The sequence below is a fragment of the Micromonospora rhizosphaerae genome (assembly GCF_900091465.1).
Lineage (GTDB): Bacteria > Actinomycetota > Actinomycetes > Mycobacteriales > Micromonosporaceae > Micromonospora > Micromonospora rhizosphaerae.
In genome coordinates this window covers 2,841,320-2,867,126 of the sequence record NZ_FMHV01000002.1, presented here as the reverse complement: position 1 = coordinate 2,867,126, position 25,807 = coordinate 2,841,320, and the positions used below count along the sequence as shown (strand labels likewise).

Sequence of the window (25,807 nt, the reverse complement as noted above, 5' to 3'; positions counted from 1 at the left end):
CGCCCCGATCACGCCGCCGCCGGGCACCCTACCGGTTGATATGCCCGGTCGCTCCCGAGCCGGAGTGGCGACCGGCAGGCGGGACCCGGGGCAAGGCAGGGTTGGCCCACGGGTGGACCTGGCTGGACCGACCATGACGTCCGCCGGACCGCGACGACGACGCTCGTACGCCTGTTCGAGGGAAAGGGTAGGATCGGTGTCGTGTCCGACGTCGCCTACCAGCCCTCGATGCTGGATTTCGCCGAGCAGGGCGCGACCCTGGGCCCGCTCGCCGGCCAGCTGCGCCGGCACGAGCTGAGCCGGGGCGCCTGGGTGGACCACCTGCCCGGCTGGGTGCGGGGCTCCGACACGGTGCTCGACACCCTGCTCCGCGACGTGCCCTGGCGGGCCGAGCGCCGCACGATGTACGACACCGAGGTCGACGTCCCGCGCCTGCTCTGCTGGTACGCCGGCGGCCGCCCGCTGCCCCACCCGGTGCTCACCGCGGCGCGCGAGGCGCTGACCCGGCACTACGCCGACGAGCTGGGCGAACCGTTCGTCACCGCCGGGATGTGCCTCTACCGGGACGGGCGGGACAGCGTCGCCTGGCACGGGGACACCCTCGGCCGCTCGGCGCACACCGACACCATGGTCGCCATCGTCTCGTTCGGCTCGCCGCGTCCGCTGCTGCTGCGCCCGCGCGGCGGCGGGGCGAGCCTGCGCTTCCCGCTCGGCCACGGCGACCTGGTGGTGATGGGCGGCTCCTGCCAGCGCACCTGGGAGCACGCCATCCCCAAGACCGCCCGGCCGGTCGGCCCCCGGGTCAGCGTCCAGTTCCGCCCCGCCGGTGTGGCCTGACCCCTCCCCCGGTCAGAGCAGGCCGGCGAGCTTGTAGAGCACCAGGGAGCCGGCGACCGCGACGTTGAGGCTGAGCCCGTGGCCGACCATCGGGATCTCCACCACCGCATGGAGAGCGTCCAGAGCCTCCGGCGGGATTCCGCTCGCCTCGTGACCGAGGACCATTACCGTCCGGCGCCGGGCGGCGGGCAGGTCACCGAGACGGATCGCCTCGTCGGCCAACTCCACGCCGAGAACCTGCGTGCCGGCCGCCCGCTCGGCAGCGAGCCAGCGCAGCGGGCTGCCGACCCGGTGCACGCAGCTTGGTCGGCGCAGCGTGTTGCCACGGGCGAGAGCCTCGTCGACCCAGCCGAACGGTGGGACGGCCAGGCAGGCGCCCACGGCGTCACAGGTACGCAGCAGGGTTCCGAGGTTGGCAGCGTGCATCGGCCAGAGCGGGGCGGCGATCAGGTGGCCCCAGCAGCGGTGAGCGCGGGTACGCCGGCTGGCGCGCAGCTCGCGACGCGGGCGCACCCGGATGGCGGGACTCACGCCGGTCCGGCGACTCCGCCGGAGAAGAGGAGGGACATGTGCGGGGGTGCTTCGCGGCGCACCCGGGCCATCGACGGTGACAAGCGGGTTGATTGTAGACCTGCCGGGGGCTCGATCGCCCCGGCCGGCGGCATGGTACAAACAACTCTCAGGGTCGATCACCGCCCCCGTCACCTGACGACGCGAAGGGCAGGCCATGACCCAGTCCCCCACCGAACCGCGTTCCCGCTGGTCGCCGTGGAGGGTGCACGGCGACGGCCGGTCGATCCGACCGGGCGACGTGGTCCACCCCGATGAGCGGCTCTCCTGGCCACGTACGGTCGGCGTCGGCGTGCAGCACGTCGTCGCGATGTTCGGCGCCACCTTCACCGTGCCGCTGATCACCGGCTTCCCGCCGGCCACCACGCTCTTCTTCTCCGGGCTGGGCACGCTGCTGTTCCTGCTGATCACCGGCAACCGGCTGCCGTCGTACCTCGGCTCGTCGTTCGCCTTCATCGCGCCGGTGCTGGCCGCGAAGGCCGGCGGCGACATCGGGCCCGCGCTCGGCGGCATCCTGGTGGCCGGCGCCGCGCTGGCGCTGGTCGGCGTGGTGGTGCAACTCGCCGGCGCCCGGTGGATCGACGCGCTGATGCCGCCGGTGGTCACCGGCGCGATCGTGGCGCTGATCGGTCTCAATCTCGCGCCGGTGGCCTGGGACGGTGGTGGCAACGGCGGGGTGCGGGCCCAGCCGCTGATCGCAGTGGTCACGCTGGTCGCGATCCTGCTCGCCACCGTGCTGTTCCGGGGCTTCCTGGCCCGGCTCTCCATCCTGCTCGGCGTCGTGGTCGGCTGGGTGCTCGCCGCCCTCCTCGGCCAGCTCGACCCCAAGGCGGTGACCGGGCTGAAGGAGGCGGACTGGTTCGGGCTGCCCGTGTTCCACACGCCCAGCTTCAGCTTCCGGGCGGTGGTGCTGGTGATCCCGGTGGTCCTGGTGCTGATCGCGGAGAACGCCGGGCACGTCAAGGCGGTGGCCGCGATGACCGGCCGCAACCTGGACAAGGACATGGGCCGGGCGTTCCTCGGCGACGGCATCGCGACCGTGCTGGCGGGCTCCGGCGGCGGCTCCGGCACCACCACGTACGCGGAGAACATCGGCGTGATGGCGGCGACCCGGGTCTACTCGACCGCGGCGTACTGGGTGGCCGGTGTGGCCGCGGTGCTGCTCGGGCTGAGCCCGAAGTTCGGCGCGCTCATCCTCACCGTGCCGGCCGGGGTGCTCGGCGGCGCGACCACGGCGCTCTACGGCCTGATCGCCGTCCTCGGCGCCCGGATCTGGATCGAGAACCGGGTCGACTTCCACGACCCGGTCAATCTGATGACCGCCGCCGTTGCAGTGATCATCGGCGCCGCCAACTACACGCTGACCGCCGGCGACCTCTCCTTCAACGGCATCGCCCTCGGCACCGGCGCAGCCCTGGTGATCTACCACGGCATGCGCCTGATCGCCCGCCTCCGCGGGACCACGCCGGAGACCCGCCGCGGCCCCGAACCCGAACTCTGACCCACCCCACCCCGAACCGCCCCGTTGATCATGAAGTTATTGCCCTGACACGCCGTGGAGGAGGGCAATAACTTCATGATCGACGCGCACGGCGCCCCGGACCGGTGGTCCGGGGCGCCGCGGGTGCGAGAGCGACCGGGGTCAGTCGCGTTGGACCAGGTGGCCGATGACCGTGGGGCCGAGCAGGACGGCGAAGCCGGAGCCGTCGCGGCGCGGATCCGCGGCCGGCAACTCCACCGGCTCGCCGTTGGCCGTGGCGCCCACCGGGCGGGGCCCCGCCCACGCGACCACCACGTCGGTCTCCCCCTTGAGGAACCGCTGCGCGCGCACCCCGCCGGTCGCCCGCCCCTTGGCCGGGTACGCGGCGAAGGGCGTCACCTTGACCGTGGCCCCGGTCGAGGTCACCACCATCGGCTCGCCGTGCCCCGGATCGTCGGTGCGGACCGCGCCGAAGAAGACCACGTGCGCCCCGGCCGGCAGGTTCATGCCGGCCATGCCGCCACCCTTGATGCCCTGCGGCCGGACCACGGACGCGGCGTAGCGCAGCAGGGACGCCTCCGAGGAGATGAAGGTCAGCGCCTCTGCGCCGTCGGTGAGCCAGGTCGCCCCGACCACCTCGTCCCCCTCGCGCAGGGAGATCACCTCGAACTCGTCGGAGCGGACCGGCCACTCGGGGGCGCAGACCTTGACCACGCCCTGCCGGGTGCCCAGCGCCAGGCCCGGGGAGCCCTCGGCGGACGGGCCGAGCGGCGCCAGGCCCACCACCGTCTCGCCCGGCTCCAGCGGCACCAGCTCGGCCGCCGACATCCCGCCGCGCAGCGAGACCGTGCCGGACTGTTCGGGCAGCACGGGCAGCGGCAGTACGTCGATCTTGAACGCCCGGCCGGCGCTGGTCACCAGAAGCACCCGGCCCCGGGCCGTCGAATGGACGACCGCGCGTACCGCGTCGTGCTTGACCCGGCCGCTGCGCCGACGCCCCTCGGCGGCCTCCTCGGACTCGGCCGCGGTCCGCGCGACCAGCCCGGTCGCGGAGAGGATCACCTGGCACGGGTCGTCGGCGACCTCCAGCGGCCCGGCCGGCGCGGAGGCGGCCAGCACCTCCTTGAGGTCGCCGTCGACCAGCGTGGTCCGGCGCGGGGTGGTGAACTGCTTGACCACGGCGGCCAGCTCGTCGGAGACCAGCTTCCGGAGCACCTTCTCGTCGTCGAGGATGGTGGAGAGTTCGGCGATCTCCTTGCGGAGCTTCTCCTGCTCGGCCTCCAACTCCAGCCGGTCGTACTTCGTCAGCCGACGCAGCGGGGTGTCCAGGATGTAGGTGGCCTGGATCTCGGAGAGCTTGAACCGCCGCATCAGGCCGTCCTTCGCGGCCTGGGCGTCCTCGCTGCCCCGGATCAGCTTGACCACCTTGTCGATGTCGAGCAGGGCGATCAGCAGGCCGTCGACCAGGTGCAGCCGCTCCTCGCGCTTGCGGCGGCGGTACGAGCTGCGCCGGGTCACCACCTCGTACCGGTGGGCGAGGAAGACCTCCAGCAGCGCCTTGAGCCCCAGGGTCTGCGGCTGGCCGTCGACCAGGACCAGGTTGTTGACGCCGAACGACTGCTCCAGCGGGGTGAGCCGGTAGAGGTCGGCCAGCAGCGCCTGCGGGTTGACCCCGACCTTGCACTCGATGACCAGCCGGGTGCCGTTCTCCCGGTCGGTCAGGTCCTTGACGTCGGCGATGCCGGTGAGCCGCTTGGTCTTGTTGACCTCGTTGGTGATCGCCGCGATCACCTTCTCCGCGCCGACGCCGTACGGCAGCTCGGTGACGGTGATGGCCTGCCGACCCCGGCTGCCCTCCAGCGGGCCGATCTCCACCCGGCCGCGCATCCGGACCACCCCGCGCCCGGTCTCGTACGCCCGGCGCACCTCGTCCAGGCCGAGCAGCAGCCCGCCGGTGGGCAGGTCCGGGCCGGGGACGAACTCCATCAGCTTGTCCAGCGTGGCGGTCGGGTGGTTGATCAGCCAGCGGGCGGCCTGGACGACCTCGCCGAGGTTGTGCGGGATCATGTTGGTCGCCATCCCGACCGCGATCCCGGACGCGCCGTTGACCAGCAGGTTGGGGAAGGCGGCCGGCAGCACGGTGGGCTGGGTCAGCGAGCCGTCGTAGTTGGGCTCGACGTCGACGGTCTCCTCGCCCAGCTCACCGACGAGCAGCATGGCCTCCCGGGACATCCGGGCCTCGGTGTAACGCGCGGCTGCCGGTCCATCGTCTGGGCTTCCAAAATTTCCATGCCCGTCGATGAGTGGCACGTTCAGCGAGAAGTCCTGAGCCATCCGGACCATCGCGTCGTAGATCGCGGCGTCGCCGTGCGGGTGGTAGCGACCCATCACGTCGCCGACCACGCGCGCCGACTTGACGTGCGACCGGTCGGGGCGGAAACCCGAGTCGTACATCGACCAGAGGATGCGCCGGTGCACCGGCTTGAGGCCGTCCCGGGCGTCGGGCAGGGCCCGGGAGTGGATGACCGAGAAGGCGTACTCCAGGTAGGAGTCGGAGACCTCGGCGACCAGCGAGTTGTCGATAACCCGAGCGCCGGCCTGGTCGAACGCGGAGTGGTCGACCTTCGTTTCCTTGCGGCGTGCCATCGCTCAGCGCTCCCCTCGAACGAACGTGTTCATGCGTCGATCGCCTCCCGGTCGACCAGGTCGGCCGAGTCGATCAGCCAGTTGCGGCGCGGCTCGACCTTCTCCCCCATCAGCAGGTCGAGGATCCGTTCCGCGGCATCGACATCGTCGAGGGTGATCCGGCGGACCGACCGGGTGGCCGGGTTCATCGTGGTCTCCCACAGCTCGTCGGCGTCCATCTCGCCGAGACCCTTGAATCGCGGGATCGGGGTGACGATCTGCTTGCCGGCCTTCTCCAGCTTGCGGACGGTCGCCGCCATCTCGGCCTGCGTGTAGGTGTAGAAGGTCTCCGGGTTGCGCCCCCTGGTGGTGATCTTGTGGAGGGGTGGCATCGCGGCGTAGAGCCGGCCGGCCTCGATCAGCGGCCGCATGTACCGGGCGAAGAGCGTGATCAGCAGCGTCCGGATGTGTGCGCCGTCCACGTCGGCGTCCGCCATGATGAGCACCCGGCCGTAGCGCATCGCCGACAGGTCGAAGGTGCGCCCCGAGCCGGCGCCGAGCACCTGCACGATCGCCGCGCACTCGGCGTTGTCCAGCACCTGCTGGAGGTTGGCTTTCTGCACGTTGAGGATCTTGCCCCGGATGGGCAGGAGCGCCTGGTACTCGGCGGACCGGGCCAGCCGCCCCGTGCCCAGGGCGCTGTCGCCCTCCACGATGAACAGCTCACTCCGGTCGATGCCGGCCGCGCGGCAGTCGACCAGCTTCGCCGGCATGGACGCCCCCTCCAGGGCGGTCTTGCGTCGGGCCGCGTCCTTCTGCTGCTTCTGGGTCAGCCGGACCCGGGCCGCGTCGACGATCTTCTGCAGCACCGTGCGGGCCTCGGCCCTGGTCTTCCGGTCCTCCAGCCAGCTCTTCAGGTGCTGCTCGACCAGACCCTGGATCACCTTGGTGATGCCGGCGGTGGAGAGCTCGTCCTTGGTCTGCGAGGTGAACTGCGGCTCCGGGATCCGCACGTGCACCACCGCGGTCATCCCCTCCAGGACGTCGTCCAGCGTGGGCGCGTCCTCCTTGGGCTTGAGCAGGCCGCGGGTGTTGCGGGCCGCCTCGGCCAGGGTGCGGACCAGGGCGCGCTCGAAGCCCTTGCGGTGGGTGCCGCCGTGCGCGTTGCGGATGGTGTTGGTGAAGCACTCCACGGTGCGCTCGTAGCCGGTGCCCCAGCGGAACGCGACCTCGACCTCGGCCCGGCGCTGCACGTTGGACTGCATCACACCGTTGGCGTCGGCGGCGTTCTCCCGGTAGGTGCCCTCGCCGGTGACCAGCAGGGTGCCGGAGACCGGTCGGTCGCCGGCCGGGGCGAGGAACTCCACCATGTCGGTGAGGCCGTTGGGGAAGTGGAAGGGCTCCTCGGTGGGCTCCTCCCCCGTCTCGTCGCGCAGCAGGTAGGCCACGCCGGGAACGAGGAACGCGGTGTTGCGGAGCTTGAGCCGGACCGCCTCGGTGTCCAGCCGGGCGCCGGTCTCGAAGTAGCGGGGGTCGTGCCACCACCGGATCGAGGTGCCGGTGCGCTGGCGGCGCTTCATCGCCCCGACGATCTGCAGGCCCGGACCGGCGGTGAAGGGCGCGTCGGGGCCGGGCCCGTCGAAGATCCCCGGTACGCCGTGCCGGAACGACATCGAGTGGATCTTGCCGCTGCGGCGGACCGTGACGTCGAACCGCCGGGAGAGCGCGTTGACCGCCGAGGCGCCCACGCCGTGCAGACCGCCGGAGGTCTTGTAGCCCGAGCCGCCGAACTTGCCGCCCGCGTGCAGCCGGGTCAGCACCAGCTCGACGCCGGAGATGCCGGACTTGGCGTGCACGTCCGTGGGGATGCCCCGACCGTCGTCGTCGACCTGCACCGAGCCGTCGGCGTGCAGAATCACCTCGATCTTGGCGGCGTGACCCGCGACACCCTCGTCCGTGGAGTTGTCGAGGATCTCGTTGACGAGGTGACCCACGCCACGGCTGTCGGTCGAGCCGATGTACATGCCGGGGCGCTTCCGGACGGCGTCCAGGCCCTCCAGGTGCGTCAGGTCGTCGGCCCCGTACAGGGTCTCAGGCTGTGCGGTCAACTGGTCGTACTCCCAGGTCTCGGCGGTGTGGTGCCGCTCACCATGATGATCACCACTCACTCGATCGCCACGCGCGCGCCGGAGCGAGCCTAGCCCGGCACTCCGACAGAGCTGTGGCACCCGGGCGGGTGTGCGTGGCGTTGCGCTGCCGGTCGTCCCGTATCCGGCCCCCGGGCGCGGAAGGGCGGACGGCGAGGGGGCGTCAGTGGACGACAACGATCCGACCCGGCGGTGTCTTCCCGATCGCTCGCCGCCGGCGACCCCACGGGGTGCTTCGAGCGGCTCCACGGGTGTCCCACCGATTGACGGTCGTCAGGCTGCCGGGCGGATCATGGCCGGACCGCGGTGCCGAGCACGTGCAGGGCGGCCGGGGCCGGGATCCGGGCCGGCGGCGGCCCGGGCGGCGGCCCGCAGCCGGGGTTCCGGCTCGACGGCCAGCACGGCGGCCAGGGTCGCCGGGTAGTGCGGGAACATCCGGCCGTTGCCGCACCTCGACCACCCGGCCACGCAGCCCCTCGACCAGGTGACGTCGGTGTTCCGCCGCGCCGGCGCGGTCCAGCGCCACGCTGGCCCGCGCGAAGAACCGCGCGAAGATCGGATGCGAGCCGGACATCGACTCCTCCCCATCCCGGGGCCAGCCCCGCAGCCTACCGACCGAAGTGGTCAGCGAGGGGCGGGCGGCGCGCCGAGGCTGAGCAGGAGGGGGCCGGCGGGGCCGTCGACCAGGTCGCCGAGGCGTACCCCGTCGAGCACGGCGAGGAAGGCGGCCTGGGCCCGGCGCAGCTCACCGCGCAGTCGGCAGCCGACGACCAGCGGGCAGGCCGGCTCCTCACAGGCGACCACCTCGTCGTCCCCCTCGAAGGCCCGGACGACGTGGCCGACGGTCAGCTCGCCGGCGTGCTCGGCGAAGGCCACCCCGCCGGAGCGACCGCGGATGGTCGCCAGGACGCCGATCCGCTGCAGCCGCTGGACGATCTTCGCCACGTGGCTGCGGGGCAGCGCGAGCCGGGTGGCCAGCTCGTCCACCGTCGTACGCACCGTGGACGCGGCGGTGAGCATGGCGATCCGCAGGGCCATGTCGGTGGACCGGTTGAGCTTCACGACACCGACCCTAAGCAGCGCGAACGCCCCGCGACACGGGCCGATGGTCCGGTGCCGGGTGTGATCCGGACGACGCCCGACCCGGGACCTTTGGCCTAGAAGAGGACTTTAAAACTCCTGTTCAGTGGAGCGCGTCCTACCCGACCTCGAAGGAGTAGTCGTGCTCTCGGAATCCTCAGCAGCAGTGGTGGCCGCGACCCTGCCCGCCGTGCAGGCCAACGGCGAGGCGATCACCGACCGGTTCTACCAGCGGATGTTCGACGCCCACCCGGAGCTGCTGAACATCTTCAACCGGAGCAACCAGGCCACCGGACAGCAGAAGGCGGCGCTGGCCGCGGCCGTGGTCGCGTACGCCGAGCAGCTGACCGGCGGCAGCAGCGTGCCCTGGGGGCCGATCCTGGACCGGATCGCGCACAAGCACGTCTCGCTGGGGATCACCGCCACCCAGTACACGATCGTCGGCCGGCACCTGATGGCCGCGGTCGGCGAGGTGCTCGGCGAGGCGGTCACCCCGGAGGTCGCGGCGGCCTGGGACGAGGTCTACTGGCTGCTGGCCTGCGAGCTGATCGCCCGCGAGGCGCGCCTCTACACCGAGGCCGGGGTACCGGAGAACGGCTCGGTGTGGCGCGACTGGCGGGTCACCGGCAAGGTGCGGGAGACCGCGGATGTGGTCTCGTTCACCCTGGTCCCGGCCGACGGTGGACCGGTGCCGGGCTTCACCCCCGGGCAGTACACCTCGGTGGCGGTGGACCTGGACGGCGGCCGCGGCCAGCAGATCCGGCAGTACAGCCTCTCCAACCGGCCCGGCGGGGACCACTGGCGGATCACCGTCAAGCGGGTACGCGGCGTCGACGGCGGGCCGGACGGGATGGTCTCCACCTTCCTGCACGAGCGGGTCGAGGTCGGCGACACGCTGCGGCTCAGCCCGCCCTTCGGCGAGGTCAGCGCGGTGCCCGGCGAGGGCCCGCTGGTGCTGGTCAGCGCCGGCATCGGGCTCACCCCGGCGATGGCGGCACTGGAGCACCTGGCCGTCACCGAGCCCGAGCGTCCGGTGGTGCTGGTGCACGCCGACCGGGCCGGCACCGCGCACGCCATGCGCGACGACCTGCCCCGGCTCCAGGAGAAGCTGCCCAACCTGCGGATGCGCCTCTGGTACGAGGACGTCACGGACAGCCAGCTGCTCGGGCTGACGGCCGAGGTCGCCAGCGGTCGGGTCGACCCGGAGCTGATCCCGGTGAACCCGGACGCGCACGTGCACCTCTGCGGGCCGGTGCCGTTCATGAACATCGTCCGGGGCGGGCTGCTGCGCCGGGGCGTGCCGAGCGAGCGGATCGCCTACGAGGTGTTCGGTCCGGGCATGCTCCGCGACGAGCGCGTCTGACCCTCCGACAGGAACCGGCGGCGCCCGATCTGGCGCCGCCGGTTCCTGCCGTTCAGGCCCAGTGCACCGCGATCGCCGCGAGCACCAGCAGCGAACCGACGATCTCGAGCACGCCCACCCGGAGCGGGCTGAGCCGCCGCCCGGGCAGCAGCGCGGCGCGGAGCAGCAGCAGCCCGAAGACCGCCGCCATCGCCGGGCCCCACGCGACGACCGCGACCAGCAGCACCGCCAGGTGGTACGCGACGGAGGCGCGCCGGTAACCGGCGCTCTCCCGCTCCCGGATCATCGTCTTGACGTAGAGAACCGTGGCGACCAGATACGCGAAGACGGCCGCCGCGACGCCGGCCAGCGCCCGGGGTGGCACCCCGGCGACGGTCGCCACGACGAACACCATCAGGGTGCTCTGCGTGACGGAGGCGAGGTCGTTGAGCACGGCCCGCTCCCGGCGACGCCGGGCGTACCAGACGTTCCCCCCGACCAGCAGGCCGTACAGCGGGGCGTAGCCGAGCACCGCCGGCCGGGCGAGCAGCACCGGGGCGGCGAGCAGCGCGGTCGCGCCCCCGTAGAGGAGAAGCTGCGGGCGTACCCGGTCGGGACGTCCGGTCTTCACCGCCTGCAGGGCGTAGTACGAAAGCAGGTAGCCGGCGAGCCAGGCGCCGAGCAGCGGCAGGTGCGGCCAGCGCGGCCCGGTGACGGTCAGCGCGGCGGCGTACGGGAGCAGCAGCATCGCCCACGCGCCGTGCTGCGGCGGCAGGAAGCGGTGTCGGCGGCCCCGCGCCGGCCGGGCTACCGTGCCGCTCGTCGGCGGGCGACCGGGCGAGGACGCGAACATGGGCACCTCCGGACGGCTCGCGAACGAGGCGGCTCCCCGCCGCGAAAGGGGAACCGCCTGCACCTCTTTGCCCAGCTTCGTCGGGCGATGGCCACGTCGCCAGGGACTTTGGTCACTCTTCGCGCCCCCGCGGCAGCCCTGCGCCGGCGATCTCCACAACCGACGATCGACTTCGTGGAGAAGTCGATGATCTACAGGTTAGGCGGCGGAGGCGGGGGTAGGAACACTGCTCATGCGCGTCCTTGGAATCAACGCGATCTTCCATGACCCCGCGGCCGCCCTGGTGGTGGACGGGAGGGTGGTGGCCGCCGCCGAGGAGGAACGGTTCAGCCGGCGCAAGCACGGCAAGCGACCCGTCCCGTTCTCCGCCTGGGAGCTGCCCGAGCTCTCCGCCGCCTGGTGTCTGGCCAGCGCGGCGATCGACGTTGACAGCCTCGACGCGGTCGCCTACTCGTTCGACCCCGGCCTGTGCCGGGACGCGGCCGGCCTCGGCCTCGCCGACCCCTGGGACTGGCTGCGCGTGGAGTACGCCCAGCGGGCCCCGCAGTTCCTCGCGGCCGCCCTGCCTGGGCTCGACCCGGAGAAGGTGCGGTTCGTGCCGCACCACGTCGCGCACGCCGCCTCGGCCGGGCTGGCCGCCCCGCCGGCCGGCGACGACTCCGCCGTGCTGGTGCTGGACGGGCGCGGAGAGGTCGCCAGCCATCTGGCCGGCGTCTACCGCGACGGTCAGTTGTCGCCCCTGTACGCGCAGGAGCTGCCGCACTCGCTCGGCCTGCTCTACGAGGACCTCACCCGGCACCTCGGCTTCCTGCACTCCAGCGACGAGTACAAGGTGATGGCCCTCGCCTCGTACGGCGAACCGAAGCACCTGGGCCTGCTCCGCGAGCTGGTCCGGGTCACGGATGACGGCGGCTTCCGCGTCGAGCGGATCGACTGGAGCGGCATGGCCAAGGCGCGCACCGCCGACGGCGAGCTGACCGACGACCACGCCGACCTCGCCGCCAGCGTGCAGACCCGGCTGGAGGAGGTCATCCTCGACCTGTCCCGCTGGCTGTACGACGCCTCCGGCGGGGCGTCCACCCTGGCCATGGCCGGCGGAGTGGCGCTGAACTGCGTGGCGAACGCCCGGATCGCCGCGGAGGGGCCGTACCGGGACGTCTGGGTTCAGCCGGCGGCCGGCGACGCGGGAACGGCGCTCGGCGCGGCCCTGCATGTAGCCGGCGCGCTGGGTGACCGATGCGCCCCGATGGCCGGGGCGGACCTGGGGCGCGGCTGGTCGGACGAGGAACTGGAGGCGGAGCTGCGTCGGGCGCGGCTGCCGTACCGCCGGCCGGCGTCGATCGCGGTCGAGGCGGCCCGGGTGCTCGCCGACAACGGCATCGTCGCCTGGTACCAGGGCCGCAGCGAGTACGGCCCGCGGGCGCTGGGCCACCGTTCGCTGCTCGCCCACCCGGGCGACCCGGCCACCACCGTTCGGATGAACGACGTCAAGGGCCGTGAGCAGTTCCGCCCGATCGCCCCGATGGTCCGGGCGGAACGCTTCGCGGAGATCTTCGAGGGGGTCTTCCCCAGCCCGTACATGCTCTTCGTGCACCACGTGAAGCCGGAGTGGCGGGACCGGATTCCGGCGGTCACCCACGTCGACGGCACCGCCCGGGTGCAGACCGTGCACACCGACACCGAGCCGCTGGTGGCCGAGCTGCTGGCCGAGTTCGAGCGGCTCACCGGCCTGCCGGTGGTGGTGAACACCTCGCTGAACACCGCCGGCCGGCCCATGGTGGACACCCCGCGCGAGGCGATGGAGCTGTTCGGCTCCGCGCCGGTGGACCTGCTCGCCATCGGCCCGTTCGCGGTGCACCGCCGGTCCCTGACCGGTGACCGGTGATCAGCATCGTGGTGCCGACGCTCGGCCGGCCGAGCGTCGCGGCACTGCTGGACGCCCTCACCGGTCAGGTCGGCGAGCTGCCCGACGTAGAGATCCTGCTGGTCGACGACCGTCGCGACGACACCGGGGAGCTGGCGGTGCCGGGCGCGCTGACCGCGTACACGAAGGTGCTGACCGGGCGCGGCGCGGGCCCGGCGGCGGCCCGCAACCTGGGGTGGCGGGCGGCCCGGGCGCCGTGGGTGGTCTTCCTGGACGACGACGTGGTGCCGGCCCCGGACTGGTGCCGGCGGCTGCGCGACGACCTGGCGGTGCCGGCGACGGTCGGCGGCGTGCAGGGCCGGGTCGAGGTGCCGCCGCCCGCCGGCCGCCGCCCGACCGACTGGGAGCGCGGCACCGCCGGCCTGGCCGAGGGGGCCTGGATCACCGCCGACATGGCCTACCGGCGGGCGGCGCTGGTCGCCGTCGGCGGGTTCGACGAGCGGTTCCCCCGGGCCTACCGGGAGGACGCCGAGCTGGCCCACCGGGTCCGGCTCACCGGCTGGGAGCTGGTCCGCGGCCGGCGGCGGGTCGCCCATCCGGTACGCCCCGAGGACCGCTGGGTCAGCCTGCGCACCCAGCGCGGCAACGCCGACGACGCGCTGCTGCGCCGACTGTACGGTCGGCGCTGGCGCAGCGATCTCGGCCTGCCCCCGGGCCGGCGGCCCCGGCACGTCGCGGTCACCGCGGCCGGCGCGCTGGCCCTGGCCGGCGCCGCGCTGGGCGCCCGGCTCCGCCCCGGTACGCCGGCCCGGCGGGCGCTCCGGCTCGCCACCGGCACCGCCGCGCTCGCCTGGGCGGCGGGCACCGCCGAGCTCGCCCGGGCCCGGATCGCACCCGGCCCGCGCACCGCCGACGAGGTCGCCACCATGCTGGTGACCAGCGCGCTGATCCCGCCGGTCGCCGTCGTCCACTGGGTACGCGGCTGGTGGCGCACCCGCCGGGTGCCCGCCGGAGCGGTGGTGGCGGCCGACCGGCCGGGGGCGAGGAGTTGATGTTTACTTCTCTTGCCCGGGGCAACTGGTCGGACATGGACCGCGTGCCGAGCCGTCATGCCCTCTTCGACGCGGTGCTGCTCGACCGGGACGGCACGCTGATCGAGGACGTGCCCTACAACGGTGACCCGGAGAAGGTGCGTCCGCTGCCCGGCGCCCGGGCGGCCCTCGACCGGCTGCGCGCCGCCGGTCTGCGGCTCGCCGTCGTGACCAACCAGTCCGGCCTGGCCCGGGGCTACTTCACGGCCGAGCAGATGCGGGCGGTCCACGACCGGGTCGAGGAGCTGCTCGGTCCCTTCGAGAGCTGGCAGATCTGCCCGCACGACGACACCGACGGCTGCGCCTGCCGCAAGCCGGCCCCGGGCCTGGTGCACGCCGCCGCCCGCGCGCTCGACACCACGCCCCGACGGTGCGTGCTGGTCGGCGACATCGGGCGGGACATGACCGCGGCGCTCGGCGCCGGCGCCACCGGAATCCTGGTGCCCACCCCGGTCACCCGGCCCGAGGATGTGGCCGCCGCGCCGACCGTGGCCCGGGACCTGCCGTCGGCGGTTGACGAGATCCTGCGCCGGGAGCGCGCGGTCCAGTCGGTCGTCCCCCGCACCGGGCGGGCCGGGACGGTCCTGGTGGCGCGCAGCGACGCGGCCGGGGACGTGCTGGTCACCGGCCCCGGCATCCGGGCGGTGGCGGCCGGCGCGCAACGGGTGGTGCTGCTCTGCGGCCCGCGTGGGCGGGCCGCCGCCGACCTGCTGCCCGGCGTCGACGAGGTCGTCGAGTGGCCGCTGCCCTGGATCGACGGCACACCCGCCCCGGTGGACCCGCACGACATGCGCCGGCTCACCGACCGCCTCGCCGAGGTCGGCGCCGACGAGGCGGTCATCTTCACCTCGTTCCACCAGTCGCCGCTGCCCCTGGCGCTGCTGCTGCGGATGGCCGGCGTGCACAGGATCAGCGCGATCAGCGACGACTACCCGGGTTCCCTGCTCGACGTCCGGCACCGCGTCCCGGCCGGCGTACCGGAACCGGAACGGGCGCTGTCGCTGGCCGCCGCCGCCGGCTTCCCGCTGCCGGCCGGCGACGAACCGGGGCTACGGCTGCGCGACGGCCTGGCCGCCACGACCAGACCGCATCGGGGGCAGGTTCCCGCCGACACCGAGCCGGCGGCCGGGGTCGCCGGATTGGCCGGCGACTACGTCGTCGTGCACCCCGGCTCGTCGGTGCCCGCGCGCGCCTGCCCGCCGGAGCGCTGCGCGGAGATCGTCGCCGCGCTGGCTGCCGACGGGCACCGGGTGGTGGTCACCGGCGGCCCCGACGAGCAGGAGCTGACCGCCCGCGTGGCCGCCGCCGGCGGGACCGACCTCGGCGGCCGGACGGACCTGGCGGGACTCGCCCGGGTGCTGTCCGGCGCCCGTTGCCTGGTGGTCGGCAACACCGGCCCCGCCCACCTGGCCGCGGCCGTCGGCACCCCGGTGGTCAGCCTCTTCGCCCCGACCGTCCCGTTCGGACAGTGGGGGCCGTACCGGGTGCCGACGGTCCGGCTCGGCGACTCCGGCGCGGCCTGCCGGGACACCCGGGCGGCGCGCTGCCCGGTCGCGGGGCACCCGTGCCTGACCGGCGTCGACCCGGCCGAGGTGGTCGCCGCCGTTCGCGTTCTCGCACCACCCCCACCCTCCTGAGCCCCTTGTCCGCCCCCGGCCAGTCGCGATTGGAGAGGCATGAAGGTTCTGCTCTGGCACGTGCACGGCTCCTGGACCACGTCGTTCGTGCACGGGAAGCACCGGTACCTGGTGCCGGTCACGCCGGACCGCGGCCCGTACGGGCTCGGTCGGGCGCGGACCTATCCGTGGCCGGAGCGCGCCGTCGAGGTGACCCCGCAGGAGCTGGGCCGCGCCGAGGTGGACCTGGTGATCCTCCAACGGCCGGAGGAGCTGGAGCTGGCCACACAGTGGCTTGGCCGCCGCCCCGGCCGGGACGTGCCGGCGATCTACGTCGAACACAACACCCCCAAGGGGGACGTGCCGAACACCCGGCACCCGATGGCCGACCGCGACGACCTGCTGATCGCCCACGTCACGCACTTCAACGAGCTGTTCTGGGACAACGGCGGCACCCGGACCGAGGTCATCGAGCACGGCATCGTGCCGCCCCGGGTGGAGTGGACCGGGGAACTCGACCGGCTGGCCGTGGTCACCAACGAACCGGTGCGCCGGTGGCGGGTCACCGGCACCGACCTGCTGCCCCGGTTCGCCGAGATCGCCCCGCTGGACATCTTCGGCATGGGCGTGGCCGGACTTCCGGAGGCCCTCGAGAGGACCGGCGTCTCCCTCGCCCACCCGATCACCGGCCACGACGACCTGCCGCAGGACCGGATGCACGAGGAGGTGGCCCGGCGACGGGCGTACCTGCACCTGTGCCGGTGGACCTCGCTCGGGCTGAGCCTGATCGAGGCCATGACTATCGGCATGCCGGTGGTGGCGCTCGCCACCACCGAGGCCGTGGACGCCGTGCCACCCGACGCGGGGGTGCTCTCCACCCGGGTGGACACGCTGGTCCAGGCGGCCCGCTGGTTGGCCGAGGACCGCGACGCGGCGCACCGGCTGGGGGCGCGGGCACGCGAGGTGACGAAGGAACGCTTCGGGCTCGACCGGTTTCTCGCCGACTGGGACCGGCTGATGGAGGAGGAAACATGCGCATCGCGATGATCTCGGAGCACGCCAGCCCGCTCGCCGTCCTCGGGGAGGAGGACGCCGGCGGGCAGAACACCCACGTGGCGGAGCTCGCGGCCGCGCTGGTCGGCGAGGGCCACGACGTCCGCGTCTACACCCGCCGCGACTCCACCAGCCTGCCCGAGTCGGTGTCCACCCCGGACGGTTACCAGGTCTGCCACGTGCCCGCCGGCCCGGCCTGCCGGGTACCGAAGGACCAACTGCTGGCGTACATGGGCGAGTTCGGCCGGTGGCTGGCGGACCGGTGGCGGCACGGCGACTGGCGGCCCGAGGTGGCGCACGCGCACTTCTGGATGAGCGGGCTGGCCACCGTGCACGCCGGTCGCCGCACCGGCGTCCCCGTGGTGCTGACGTACCACGCGCTCGGCACAGTGAAGCGGCGCCACCAGGGCGCCCGGGACACCAGCCCACCAGGGCGGGCCGGCTACGAACGCGCGCTGGGCCGCGCCGTCGACCGGGTCATCGTGCAGTGCGCGGACGAGGTCGGCGAACTGGTCCGGATGGGCGTGCCACGGTCCCGGATGGCGCTGGTTCCCTCCGGAGTCAACCAGGGGGTCTTCCGCCCGGACGGACCGGCCGCCCCGCGCGACCCGGCCCGGCCCCGCATCCTCACCGTGGGCCGGCTGGTGGAACGCAAGGGCTTCCTGGAGGTCGTCCGGGCGCTTCCGGCGGCGCCGGACGCCGAATGCGTGGTGGTCGGCGGCCCGCCGGCCGACCTGCTACCCGCCGACGCCTTCGCCCGCCGGTTGCGCGCCCTCGCCGAGTCGTGCGGGGTGGCCGACCGGGTCAGGCTGATCGGCGGGGTGCCGCGCGAGGAGATGAGCCGCTGGTACCGGTCCGCCGACGTCCTGGTCGCCGCGCCCTGGTACGAGCCGTTCGGGCTCACCCCGCTGGAGGCGATGGCCTGCGCCGTGCCGGTGATCGGCACGAACGTGGGCGGCATCGCCGACACCGTGGTGGACGGGCTGACCGGCGACCTGGTGCCACCGCGCGACCCGCGGGCGCTGGGCAGGGCGATCCGCCGACTGCTCGCCGACAAGCTCCGCCGGTTCGCGTACGCCACGGCGGCGCTGGACCGGATCCGCAGCCGCTACTCGTGGAAGCGCTGCGCTCAGCAGCTCGGCGCGGTCTACGCCGCGGTCGCCACGGCCGCCCGGCCGGCCCCGGCGGTGGCCTGATGAGAGTCTCCACCCTGGACGCCCACCTCTCCGGCCTGGCGGCGGCGCTGCTGCCGTACCGGCGGGAGGCCGAACGGCTCGCCGGCTGGGGCGCCGAGCTGGCCTGGACCCTCGCGCGGGGCGGCCGGCTGCTGGTGGCCGGCAACGGCGGCAGCGCCGCCGAGGCCCAGCACCTCACCGCCGAACTCGTCGGCAAACTCCGCGACGACCGCGAACCGCTGTCCGCCATCGCCCTGCACGCCGACACCTCCGCCCTGACCGCCATCGGCAACGACTACGGCTACCACGAGGTCTTCGCCCGCCAGGTCCGCGCCCACGGCCGAGCCGACGACATCCTCCTGCTCATGTCCACCAGCGGCACCAGCACCAACCTCCTCACCGCCGCCCACGCCGGCCGCGACACCGGCCTGCGCTGCTGGGCCTTCACCGGACCCACCCCCAACCCCCTCGCCGACCTCTGCGAGGAGGTGCTGGCCGTGCCGTCGCCGGACGGCCAGGTCGTGCAGGAACTCCACCTGGTATCCACGCATCTGCTCTGCGAGTACGTCGAGCAGGCGCTGCCGCTGGTCCGGCAACTGCCCACGACGACCGGGCCCGCGCCCACGACCACCGGCACCGCCCGGTGGCCCGGTGCGGGCAGCGACGGGCAGGCCGACGACGACCGGCGGACCCGCCCGGTGTCCGCCGGCTGGACGGGCCCGGTGCTGGCCGGGATCGGCGTGGCCCGGGCCACGCCCGGACGCAACGGCCACGGCTGGAACGGACCCGGGATCGACGGGCACGCCATGGACGGCCACGGCGTGGCCGGGCACGGGCACAACGGCCACGGCGTTGACGGGCACGCATTGAACGGCCACGGACGCAACGACCATGATGGCCACAGCGCAAGCGGGCACGGCACGAACGGAGACCCGCCCAACCGGCACGCGCGCGACGGCCGTCCGGCGAGCGGCGACAGGCCGCGGTCCACCGGCACCGGATGGGTGGAATCGTGAACGGGCCGCTCGTGGTGGTCGGCGACGCGCTGCTGGACCGGGACGTCACCGGGACGGTGAGCCGCGTCTGCCCGGACGCGCCCGTACCGGTGCTGGACGAGCGCTCGGGCATCGACCGGCCCGGTGGTGCCGGCCTGGCCGCCCTGCTCGCCGCCGCCCAGGGCACCGAGGTCGCGCTGGTCACCGCGCTCGCCGACGACGCCGGCGGGGCCCGGCTCGCCGAACTGCTCACCGCCGCCGGGGTGCAGCTCTTCCCGCTGCACCTGCCGGGCGCGACCGCCGAGAAGATCCGGCTACGGTCCGGCGGGCAGACGCTGCTCCGGCTGGACCGCGGCGGCGACCCGCAGCCACCCGGCGAGCCGCCCCAGGCGGCGCTGGAGGTGCTGGCGGGTGCCCGGGCCATCCTGGTCAGCGACTACGGCCGGGGGCTGGTCCGGCAGCCGACGCTGCGGGCGGCGCTGGCCGATTCCTCCGCCCCGGTGGTCTGGGACCCGCATCCGCGCGGCCCGGGGGCCGTGGCCGGGGCCCGGCTGACCACCCCGAACCTCGCGGAGCTCCGGCAGCTCACCGGGGACGCGGGCGCCGGCTCGCCGCTCTCCACCGCCACCCGCGCCGGCCACGAGCTGCGCCGACGCTGGCGGGTCGGCGCCGTCGCGGTGACCATGGGCGCGGACGGCGCGGTGCTCTGCCACTCCGGCGGCACCCCGCTGGTCGTCCCGCCACCGTCCGCCCTGGACCGCGTCGAGGACGCCTGCGGTGCCGGCGACCGGTTCGCCGCCACCGCCGCGCTGACGCTCGGCGACGGCGCGCCGGTCGCCGAGGCGGTGGGGGAGGCGGTGGCGGCCGCGTCCGCGTACGTCGCGGCGGGCGGGGCGGCCGGCCTGCACCGGGAGCGGAAGCGGCGGCCCGCCCTGGCGCCGGCGCGCACCGCCGAGGGTCTCGTGGCCGAGGTACGCGCCGACGGCGGCACCGTGGTCGCCACCGGCGGCTGCTTCGACATCCTGCACGCCGGGCACGTCGCCACCCTCCAGGCGGCCCGCCGCCTCGGCGACTGCCTGGTGGTCTGCCTCAACTCCGACCGGAGCGTGCGCGGCCTGAAGGGGCCGGAGCGACCGGTCAACCCGGAGGCCGACCGGGCCCGGCTGCTCACGGCGCTGGACTGCGTCGACGCGGTGGTGGTCTTCGACGAGCCGACCCCGCACCGGGTGCTGACCCGGCTGCGCCCCGACGTCTGGGTCAAGGGCGGCGACTACGCCGGAGCGGGCGGCCCCGAACTTCCCGAGGCGGAGCTGATCCACCGCTGGGGCGGGCGGGTCGTCACCGTCCCGTACCTGGCCGGCCGGTCCACCACCGGCACCATCAGCGCCGCGCGCCGGCGCGGCCTCCATCTCGTCAAGGGAGCGATATGAGCAGGGACATGAACGGATCGGCCGTCCTCGTCACCGGCGGGTCGAGCGGCCTCGGCGCGGCGGTGGTGACCGCGGTGACCAAGGCCGGCGGACGGCCGTACGTGCTGGACCGGCAGCCGCCGCCCGACGGGGTGCCGTGGGTCGAGTGCGACCTGGCCGACACCCGCGCCGCCGAGGCGGCCACCCGGCAACTCGCCGAGCAGGCCGGCGGGCTGGACGGCGTGGTCACCGCGGCCGGCATGGACGTGCCGGGCAGGCTGGCCGACGTCCCCGGCAAGACCTGGGACCGGATCGTGGCGATCAACCTGCTCGGCACCGCCGCGGTGATCCGGGCCGCGGTGCCGCACCTGGAGCGCTCGCACGGCACGGTGGTCACCGTCGCCTCCACGCTGGGCGTCAAGGCGGTCAGCGACGCCACCGCCTACTGCGCGGCGAAGTTCGGGGTGGTCGGCTTCACCCGGGCCCTCGCGGCCGAGCTGGCCGGAAAGGTCGGGGTGACGCTGCTGATCCCGGGCGGGATGCGGACGGCGTTCTTCGACGACCGGGACGAGCAGTACCAGCCCGGCCCGGACGCGATCCTCAACGACCCGGCCGACACCGCCGCCGCGATCATGTTCGCCCTCTCCCAGCCCGCCGGCTGCGCGGTACGGGAGCTGGTGGTCTGTGCCGAGCAGGAGTCGTCGTACCCGTGATCCTCGTCCTCCGCGCGCTCGGCGTCGGCGACCTCGTCACCGGGGTGCCGGCGCTGCGGGCGCTGCGCTCCGCGTACCCCGATCGGGAGCTGGCGCTGGTCGCGCCGCGCTGGTTGACCCCGCTGGTCGAGCTGGTCGGCGGGATCGACCGGCTGGTCGAGGCGGACGGGCTGGGCCACCTGGAGTGGACGGGACCGCCGCCGGAGCTGGCGGTCAACCTGCACGGGCGGGGCCCGCGGTCGCACCGGATGCTGGCCGCCGCCCGCCCGCGCCGGCTGCTCGCCTTCGCCAACGCCGAGGCCGGGCACCTCGACGGCCCGGACTGGCGGGCCGAGGAGCACGAGATCGACCGGTGGTGCCGACTGCTGGCCTGGTACGGCATTCCCGCCGACCGGACCGACCTGGCGCTACGCCGCCCCGAGCCGGGCCGGGTGCCGGCCGGGGTGAGCATCGTCCACCCGGGAGCGAAGGCCGCGCAGCGGCGCTGGCCGCCGGCCCGCTTCGCGGCGGTGGCCCGGGAGCTGGCCGGGCGGGGGCACCGGGTGGTGGTGACCGGCGCCCCCGGGGAGCGGGGCATCGCCGAGGAGGTGGCGCGCCGGGCCGAGCTGCCCGCCGCCGCGGTGCTGGCCGGGAAGACCGACCTCGGCGAGCTTGCCGAGCTGGTCGCCCACGCCCGCCTGGTGATCAGCGGCGACACCGGCATCGGGCACCTCGCCACCGCCTACGCCGTCCCGTCCGTGCTGCTCTTCGGGCCGGTCGCCCCGACGCGGTGGGGGCCGCCGCCGGACCGGCCGTGGCACCAGGCGCTCTGGGTAGGGCCACAGCGACCGGCCGACGCCGTGCCGCATCCGGCGCTCGCGGCGCTGGACGTGCCGACGGTGCTCGCCGCCGTCGACCGCAGCCTGAGCGGGACGGAACGGCCCCTTGACGCCTCCGCTAAAGCCGGGGCCCCTGTTAACACCCGTGCTACCCGCCGGTAGCTTTCAGCCTTAGGCTGAGCCGGTGAGCGGGAGCGTGGAGTACAGCCAGGAGTTCATCGACATCGACGGCGGCCGGATCGGGGTGCAGACGTACCCCGATCCGAACGGCGTGCCGGACGCGCCGATGGTGGTTATCTGGCCGGCGATGGGGGTCCGGGCCCGGTACTACCGGCCGTTCGCCGCCGCGCTGCGCGCCGCCGGCCTCGGCGTCGCCGTGGCCGACCTGCGCGGCACCGGCGAGAGCACCCCCGTCCCCGCCCGCTCCTGCCGGTACGGTTACGCCGAGCTCGCCGGCGACGTCGGCACCGTGCTCGAGGCGCTCAAGCCCCGGCTGGACGGGCGCACCCGGCTGCTGCTCGGGCACTCCCTCGGCGGGCAGGTCGCGCTGCTGCACCAGGGCCTGCACGATCGGGACGCGGTGGACGGACTGGCCCTCGTCGCCGTCGGCGTGCCGTTCTGGCGCGCCTACCCCGGCCCACGCCGGTACGGGGTGCTGCCGTACACCCAGGGCATCGCGGCCACCGCCCGGCTGCTCGGGGTCTGGCCGGGGTGGGGCTTCGGCGGCCGGCAGGCGCGCGGGGTGATCCGGGACTGGGCTTACACCGCGCGGACCGGCCGGTTCCCCATGCTCGACGGGGTGGACGCCGAGGCCGCCGTGCGCTCGGTCCGCACGCCGGTGCTGGCGATCAGCGTGGACGACGACCAGTACACGCCGCACGGCACCATGGACCACCTCTGCGGCAAGCTCACCGCCGCGCCGGTCACCCGGCACCGTTACACGGTGGCGGAGGCGGGCGCGCCGCTGGACCACTTCACCTGGGTCCGCGCCGCGACCGCGCTGGCCGCCCGGGTGGCCGCGTTCGCCGCGACGCTGCCTCGCCGCTGACCGGACCGGTCGGTCGGGCGGCGGCCGGCACCGCCCGACCGACCTGGGTCACTCCTCCTGCTTCACGGGGACCATCTGACCGTCCCGTTCGACCCGCGTCTCGCCCCGCTCCCGCGGCGGGGGCTCCTGCCCCGCATACCGGTGCGGGTCGTTGCCCGGGCGCATCAGCAACGCGTCCGTCTTGGCGGTCTTCTCGCGGTTCTCGTCGGCCTGCGTCATCCGGCTCTCCTCCCACTCGTGGTCCGTGCCCTCGGCCTACCCGCACCGCCCCCGTCGACTCCTTCCGACGACGGCGCGACCCGGACGCGCCGCCCGGAACCGGACGCGCAGCGCGCGCCGGCCAGCCCGACGCCCCGAAACCCGGGTGCGTACTCGCCCGGATGGCGGGTAAGCGGCAGCGCCCGAACACGGCGGAGGGGGATCAGATGTCCGAACGGCACACCGCACTACGCTCGATGCACGATCTGGGCCTGGCGGCCTGGTTCGGCGGCTCGCTGATGGGAGCGCTCGGCGTCAACGGCGCCGCGGCACGGGTCGACGATTCGACCCAACGGTTACCGGTCGCTTCGGCGGGCTGGGCCCGGTGGACCCCCGTGAACGCCGCCGCGATCGGCGCGCACCTCGCCGGCTCGGTGGGCGAGCTGGTCACCGAGAGCCCCCGGGTCGCCGCCCAGTCGGGGGTGGCGAAGATGAGCGCGATGAAGACCGGGCTGACCCTCGGCGCGCTCGCCGTCACCGGCTACAGCCGGCTGCTCGGCAAGCGGTTGGAGAAGGCGGGCGGCACGCCGGTCGATGGGACCACCGAGCCGAACCACCAGACCCCGTCGAACGTCGCCTCCTGCCAGCGGCAGCTGAAGCTGTTGCAGTGGGCGGTCCCGGCGTTGACCGGCGCGCTGGTGGTGGTGACGGCGTACATGAGCGAGCAGCAGAAGCCGGGCCAGGTGTTCCGGGGAATACTCGGCCGGGCCGGCGGCATGATGGCCGCGCCGATGGCGATCGGCAAGATGGCCGCGATGGGCGCACCGAAGGTCGGCAAGATGGGCGCGAAGGGCGCACCGATGCTCGGCAAGATGACCGTGAAGGGCGCACCGAAGCTCGGCAAGATGGGCGCGAAGGGCGCGAACAAGCGGCGGATGGCGATGGCCGGCTGACCCACCCACCCGTCGAGCGGGCCGGCGACCCGAAGGTGGCCGCCGGCCTCTCCGGCGTCGGGCGGCGGAGACAACGGGCCGCGGTCGGCGGCGCATGACCGGCGCGGTGACGGGCAATCAGCGCCCACAGGGGCGAACCGACCAGGCGAGGTGGCCATGACCAGCAAGGGCGGACGGGGCAGGGACGGCGAGCGAGGGCCGGAGTCGGCGGCGCCGTGGGGCACCACTGACGGGTTCGATGCCGACGCGCCGTGGGGCGCGGACCAGGACTCGCCGATGGACGAGGGAAGCGAGGACACCGCGGTGCCCGAGGGTCGGCGGGGCGAGCGCCGGGCCGGCGCCCCCGTCGCGGAACGGAGGCCGGCGGGGCGGCACGGCTTCGGGTCGGTCGAACCGACGCGCATGCAGGAGGCGGGGCCGGGCGGGGCGCCCGATCCCGCGCCGGCTCGCCGGTCCTTCCCGGACGAGCAGGTCGGCGAGGATCTGCCGGACAACGCGCTGGAGGAGGCGACCGGCATGCGCCCGGAGCGGGTCAGTCGGCGCGGGTGACCGGCGTAGCGGGCAGGTCGGTTGGCCTCATCAACGGCCGGTCGCGGCCCCGGGGCCCGGCAGAGCGGTGCCTCCGCACCGGCCGGTCGCGGCGCGGGCAGCGCGTGGCCTCCGCGTTTGGCGGCCGGCGACGCGGGCAGGAAGGGGCCATGGCCCGCGTCCGGAACCGCCACCTCGACGACACCCTGCGGCTGGTGCTGCAGGGGTACGCCTGGCTGCCGAACCGACTGCGCCGGGCGGACTCGGACGTGCTCACCACCCGCCTGGGCGGGCAGCGTGCGGTGGCGCTGCACGGGCCGGAGGCGGCCCGGTTCTTCTACGACGAGTGGCACATCCGCCGGCAGGACGCGATCCCGGGCCCGGTGCAGAGCACCCTGTTCGGCCACGGCGGGGTGCACAGCCTCGACGGCGAGGCCCACCGGGTACGCAAGGCGCTCTTCACGCGGCTGCTCATGGGCGGCGGCATCGACGGCCTGGTCGCCCGGGCCGAGCGCGCCTGGGACGAGGCCGCCCGGGGTTGGGCCGACCGCCCGACGGTGGTGCTCTTCGACGCCACGGCCGAGGTGCTGACCCGGGCGGTCTGCGACTGGACCGGCGTGCCGCTGGCCGAGCCGGAGGTGCCCGAGGTCGCCACCGACCTGGTCGCCCTGGTCGACGGTTTCGCCTCGGCCGGCCCCCGGCACTGGCGGGCGCGGCGGGCCAGGGCCCGGCGCGAGGCCTGGCTGGACGACCTGGTCCAGCGGGTGCGCCGGGGCGACGCAAGCGTCCCGGCCGGCTCGGCGGTCGAGGCCGTCGCCGCGCACCGGGACGCCGATGGCGGCCTCCTCGACCCGCGTACCGCCGCGGTGGAGTTGCTGAACATCGTCCGGCCGACCGTCGCGGTGACCTGGTTCGTCACGTTCGCCGGGCATGCGCTGCACCGGTGGCCGGCGCACCGCCGGCGACTGGCCGCGGCCGACCCGGCGTTCGCCGAGGCGTACGCGCACGAGATTCGGCGCTTCTACCCCTTCGCGCCCTTCGTCGGCGGGCGCGCGGTGACCGAGCTGAGTTGGGGCGGTGAGCGGATCCCAGCCGGCGCGATCGTGCTGCTGGACCTGTACGGGCAGAACCACGACCCGCGGAGCTGGCCGGATCCCTACCGCTTCGACCCGGACCGCTTCGTCGACCGGGAGATCGGCGAGTTCGAGCTGGTGCCGCAGGGCGGCGGCGATCCGCGCACCGGGCACCGGTGCCCGGGGGAGATGATCACCGTGGCGTTGCTGCGGGCGCTCGCGGTCCGGCTGGCCCGACTGGATCATCGGCTGCCGGAGCAGGATCTCGACATCCCGCTGCACCGGATGCCGACCCGTCCGGCCAGCGGAGTGATCATCGAGGTCGCCCCCGGCACCTGA

Annotated in this window: 22 protein-coding genes and 1 pseudogene; 16 read left to right on the top strand and 7 right to left on the bottom strand. The window is 74.5% G+C overall.

The genetic code is table 11. The annotated features are described in order from the left end of the window. The first annotated feature begins 201 nt into the window (after nucleotides 1-201). A complete protein-coding gene (locus GA0070624_RS13850; protein ID WP_091341105.1) occupies nucleotides 202-837 on the top strand; it encodes an alpha-ketoglutarate-dependent dioxygenase AlkB in 636 nt (211 codons plus the stop codon). A gap of 12 nt (nucleotides 838-849) precedes the next feature. Here the strand turns inward: GA0070624_RS13850 and GA0070624_RS13845 are convergent, their stop codons facing one another. Next, nucleotides 850-1,368: a TrmH family RNA methyltransferase gene (locus GA0070624_RS13845; protein WP_176731690.1), complete on the bottom strand. Its 519-nt coding sequence runs from the start codon at nucleotides 1,366-1,368 to the stop codon at nucleotides 850-852. A gap of 196 nt (nucleotides 1,369-1,564) precedes the next feature. Between GA0070624_RS13845 and GA0070624_RS13840 the strand changes: the two genes are divergently transcribed. Next, entirely contained in the window at nucleotides 1,565-2,908 is a 1,344-nt protein-coding gene (locus GA0070624_RS13840) for a uracil-xanthine permease family protein (RefSeq protein ID WP_091341101.1), read from the top strand. Nucleotides 2,909-3,049: 141 nt separating this feature from the next. Here GA0070624_RS13840 and GA0070624_RS13835 read toward each other — a convergent pair whose 3' ends face one another. The 4 genes from GA0070624_RS13835 to GA0070624_RS13820 form a co-directional block, all read right to left on the bottom strand. Then, nucleotides 3,050-5,533, bottom strand: coding sequence for a DNA gyrase/topoisomerase IV subunit A (locus GA0070624_RS13835; protein ID WP_091341099.1), 2,484 nt, complete (start codon nucleotides 5,531-5,533; stop codon nucleotides 3,050-3,052). Nucleotides 5,534-5,562: 29 nt separating this feature from the next. Further along, the gene (locus GA0070624_RS13830) at nucleotides 5,563-7,620 is read right to left on the bottom strand and encodes a DNA gyrase/topoisomerase IV subunit B (protein ID WP_091348789.1); all 2,058 of its coding nucleotides are present in this window, start codon (nucleotides 7,618-7,620) and stop codon (nucleotides 5,563-5,565) included. A 312-nt stretch (nucleotides 7,621-7,932) separates the two neighbouring features. Continuing rightward, nucleotides 7,933-8,094, bottom strand: coding sequence for a hypothetical protein (locus GA0070624_RS35725; RefSeq protein WP_245718779.1), 162 nt, complete (start codon nucleotides 8,092-8,094; stop codon nucleotides 7,933-7,935). A gap of 189 nt (nucleotides 8,095-8,283) precedes the next feature. Then, on the bottom strand, nucleotides 8,284-8,721 hold the full coding sequence (locus GA0070624_RS13820) for an RrF2 family transcriptional regulator (RefSeq protein ID WP_091341097.1): 438 nt from the start codon (nucleotides 8,719-8,721) through the stop codon (nucleotides 8,284-8,286). A gap of 160 nt (nucleotides 8,722-8,881) precedes the next feature. On the opposite strand from GA0070624_RS13820, the gene GA0070624_RS13815 reads away from it, so the two are divergent. Next, nucleotides 8,882-10,102 (top strand): globin domain-containing protein, encoded by a 1,221-nt coding sequence (locus GA0070624_RS13815; RefSeq protein ID WP_245718778.1) that lies wholly within the window; start codon nucleotides 8,882-8,884, stop codon nucleotides 10,100-10,102. Between the two features lie 52 nt (nucleotides 10,103-10,154). On the opposite strand, the gene GA0070624_RS13810 is transcribed toward GA0070624_RS13815, so the two are convergent. Further along, nucleotides 10,155-10,934 (bottom strand): YwiC-like family protein, encoded by a 780-nt coding sequence (locus GA0070624_RS13810; protein WP_091341093.1) that lies wholly within the window; start codon nucleotides 10,932-10,934, stop codon nucleotides 10,155-10,157. A gap of 232 nt (nucleotides 10,935-11,166) precedes the next feature. Here GA0070624_RS13810 and GA0070624_RS13805 point away from each other — a divergent pair, with 232 nt between their 5' ends. The 10 genes and pseudogenes from GA0070624_RS13805 to GA0070624_RS13760 all read left to right on the top strand — a co-directional run bounded on the left by GA0070624_RS13805 (nucleotide 11,167) and on the right by GA0070624_RS13760 (nucleotide 22,716). Beyond that, on the top strand, nucleotides 11,167-12,819 hold the full coding sequence (locus GA0070624_RS13805; RefSeq protein WP_091341091.1) for a carbamoyltransferase family protein: 1,653 nt from the start codon (nucleotides 11,167-11,169) through the stop codon (nucleotides 12,817-12,819). Then, nucleotides 12,816-13,850, top strand: coding sequence for a glycosyltransferase family 2 protein (locus GA0070624_RS13800; protein WP_091341090.1), 1,035 nt, complete (start codon nucleotides 12,816-12,818; stop codon nucleotides 13,848-13,850). The genes GA0070624_RS13805 and GA0070624_RS13800 overlap by 4 nt, the downstream gene beginning before the upstream one ends. A gap of 35 nt (nucleotides 13,851-13,885) precedes the next feature. Beyond that, a complete protein-coding gene (locus tag GA0070624_RS13795; protein WP_245719153.1) occupies nucleotides 13,886-15,526 on the top strand; it encodes an HAD-IIIA family hydrolase in 1,641 nt (546 codons plus the stop codon). Nucleotides 15,527-15,565: 39 nt separating this feature from the next. Continuing rightward, the gene (locus GA0070624_RS13790) at nucleotides 15,566-16,552 is read left to right on the top strand and encodes a glycosyltransferase (RefSeq protein WP_091341088.1); all 987 of its coding nucleotides are present in this window, start codon (nucleotides 15,566-15,568) and stop codon (nucleotides 16,550-16,552) included. Then, nucleotides 16,537-17,754 carry a glycosyltransferase gene (locus GA0070624_RS13785; RefSeq protein WP_091341086.1) on the top strand — a complete coding sequence of 406 codons (1,218 nt, stop codon included), beginning with the start codon at nucleotides 16,537-16,539 and terminating at the stop codon, nucleotides 17,752-17,754. The genes GA0070624_RS13790 and GA0070624_RS13785 overlap by 16 nt, the downstream gene beginning before the upstream one ends. After that, nucleotides 17,754-18,323, top strand: a pseudogene (locus GA0070624_RS35720) (D-sedoheptulose-7-phosphate isomerase); the annotation flags it as partial. The gene GA0070624_RS13785 and the pseudogene GA0070624_RS35720, both read left to right, overlap by 1 nt. 437 nt (nucleotides 18,324-18,760) lie before the next feature. Next, entirely contained in the window at nucleotides 18,761-20,158 is a 1,398-nt protein-coding gene (locus GA0070624_RS13775; protein ID WP_176732017.1) for a PfkB family carbohydrate kinase, read from the top strand. Continuing rightward, nucleotides 20,155-20,850 (top strand): SDR family oxidoreductase, encoded by a 696-nt coding sequence (locus GA0070624_RS13770; protein WP_425413504.1) that lies wholly within the window; start codon nucleotides 20,155-20,157, stop codon nucleotides 20,848-20,850. Before GA0070624_RS13775 ends, GA0070624_RS13770 begins: the two co-directional genes overlap by 4 nt. After that, complete coding sequence (locus tag GA0070624_RS13765; RefSeq protein ID WP_091341079.1) at nucleotides 20,847-21,830, top strand: glycosyltransferase family 9 protein; 984 nt, start codon at nucleotides 20,847-20,849, stop codon at nucleotides 21,828-21,830. The genes GA0070624_RS13770 and GA0070624_RS13765 overlap by 4 nt, the downstream gene beginning before the upstream one ends. 22 nt (nucleotides 21,831-21,852) lie before the next feature. After that, complete coding sequence (locus GA0070624_RS13760) at nucleotides 21,853-22,716, top strand: alpha/beta hydrolase family protein (RefSeq protein WP_091341077.1); 864 nt, start codon at nucleotides 21,853-21,855, stop codon at nucleotides 22,714-22,716. Between the two features lie 48 nt (nucleotides 22,717-22,764). Here the strand turns inward: GA0070624_RS13760 and GA0070624_RS34715 are convergent, their stop codons facing one another. Continuing rightward, on the bottom strand, nucleotides 22,765-22,935 hold the full coding sequence (locus GA0070624_RS34715; RefSeq protein WP_176731688.1) for a hypothetical protein: 171 nt from the start codon (nucleotides 22,933-22,935) through the stop codon (nucleotides 22,765-22,767). 206 nt (nucleotides 22,936-23,141) lie between these two features. On the opposite strand from GA0070624_RS34715, the gene GA0070624_RS13755 reads away from it, so the two are divergent. From GA0070624_RS13755 to GA0070624_RS13745, 3 genes are all read left to right on the top strand, one after another. Beyond that, the gene (locus tag GA0070624_RS13755) at nucleotides 23,142-23,867 is read left to right on the top strand and encodes a hypothetical protein (protein ID WP_245718777.1); all 726 of its coding nucleotides are present in this window, start codon (nucleotides 23,142-23,144) and stop codon (nucleotides 23,865-23,867) included. A 156-nt stretch (nucleotides 23,868-24,023) separates the two neighbouring features. Beyond that, a complete protein-coding gene (locus GA0070624_RS13750; RefSeq protein ID WP_091341076.1) occupies nucleotides 24,024-24,416 on the top strand; it encodes a hypothetical protein in 393 nt (130 codons plus the stop codon). Nucleotides 24,417-24,565: 149 nt separating this feature from the next. Continuing rightward, nucleotides 24,566-25,807: a cytochrome P450 gene (locus GA0070624_RS13745; protein ID WP_091341074.1), complete on the top strand. Its 1,242-nt coding sequence runs from the start codon at nucleotides 24,566-24,568 to the stop codon at nucleotides 25,805-25,807.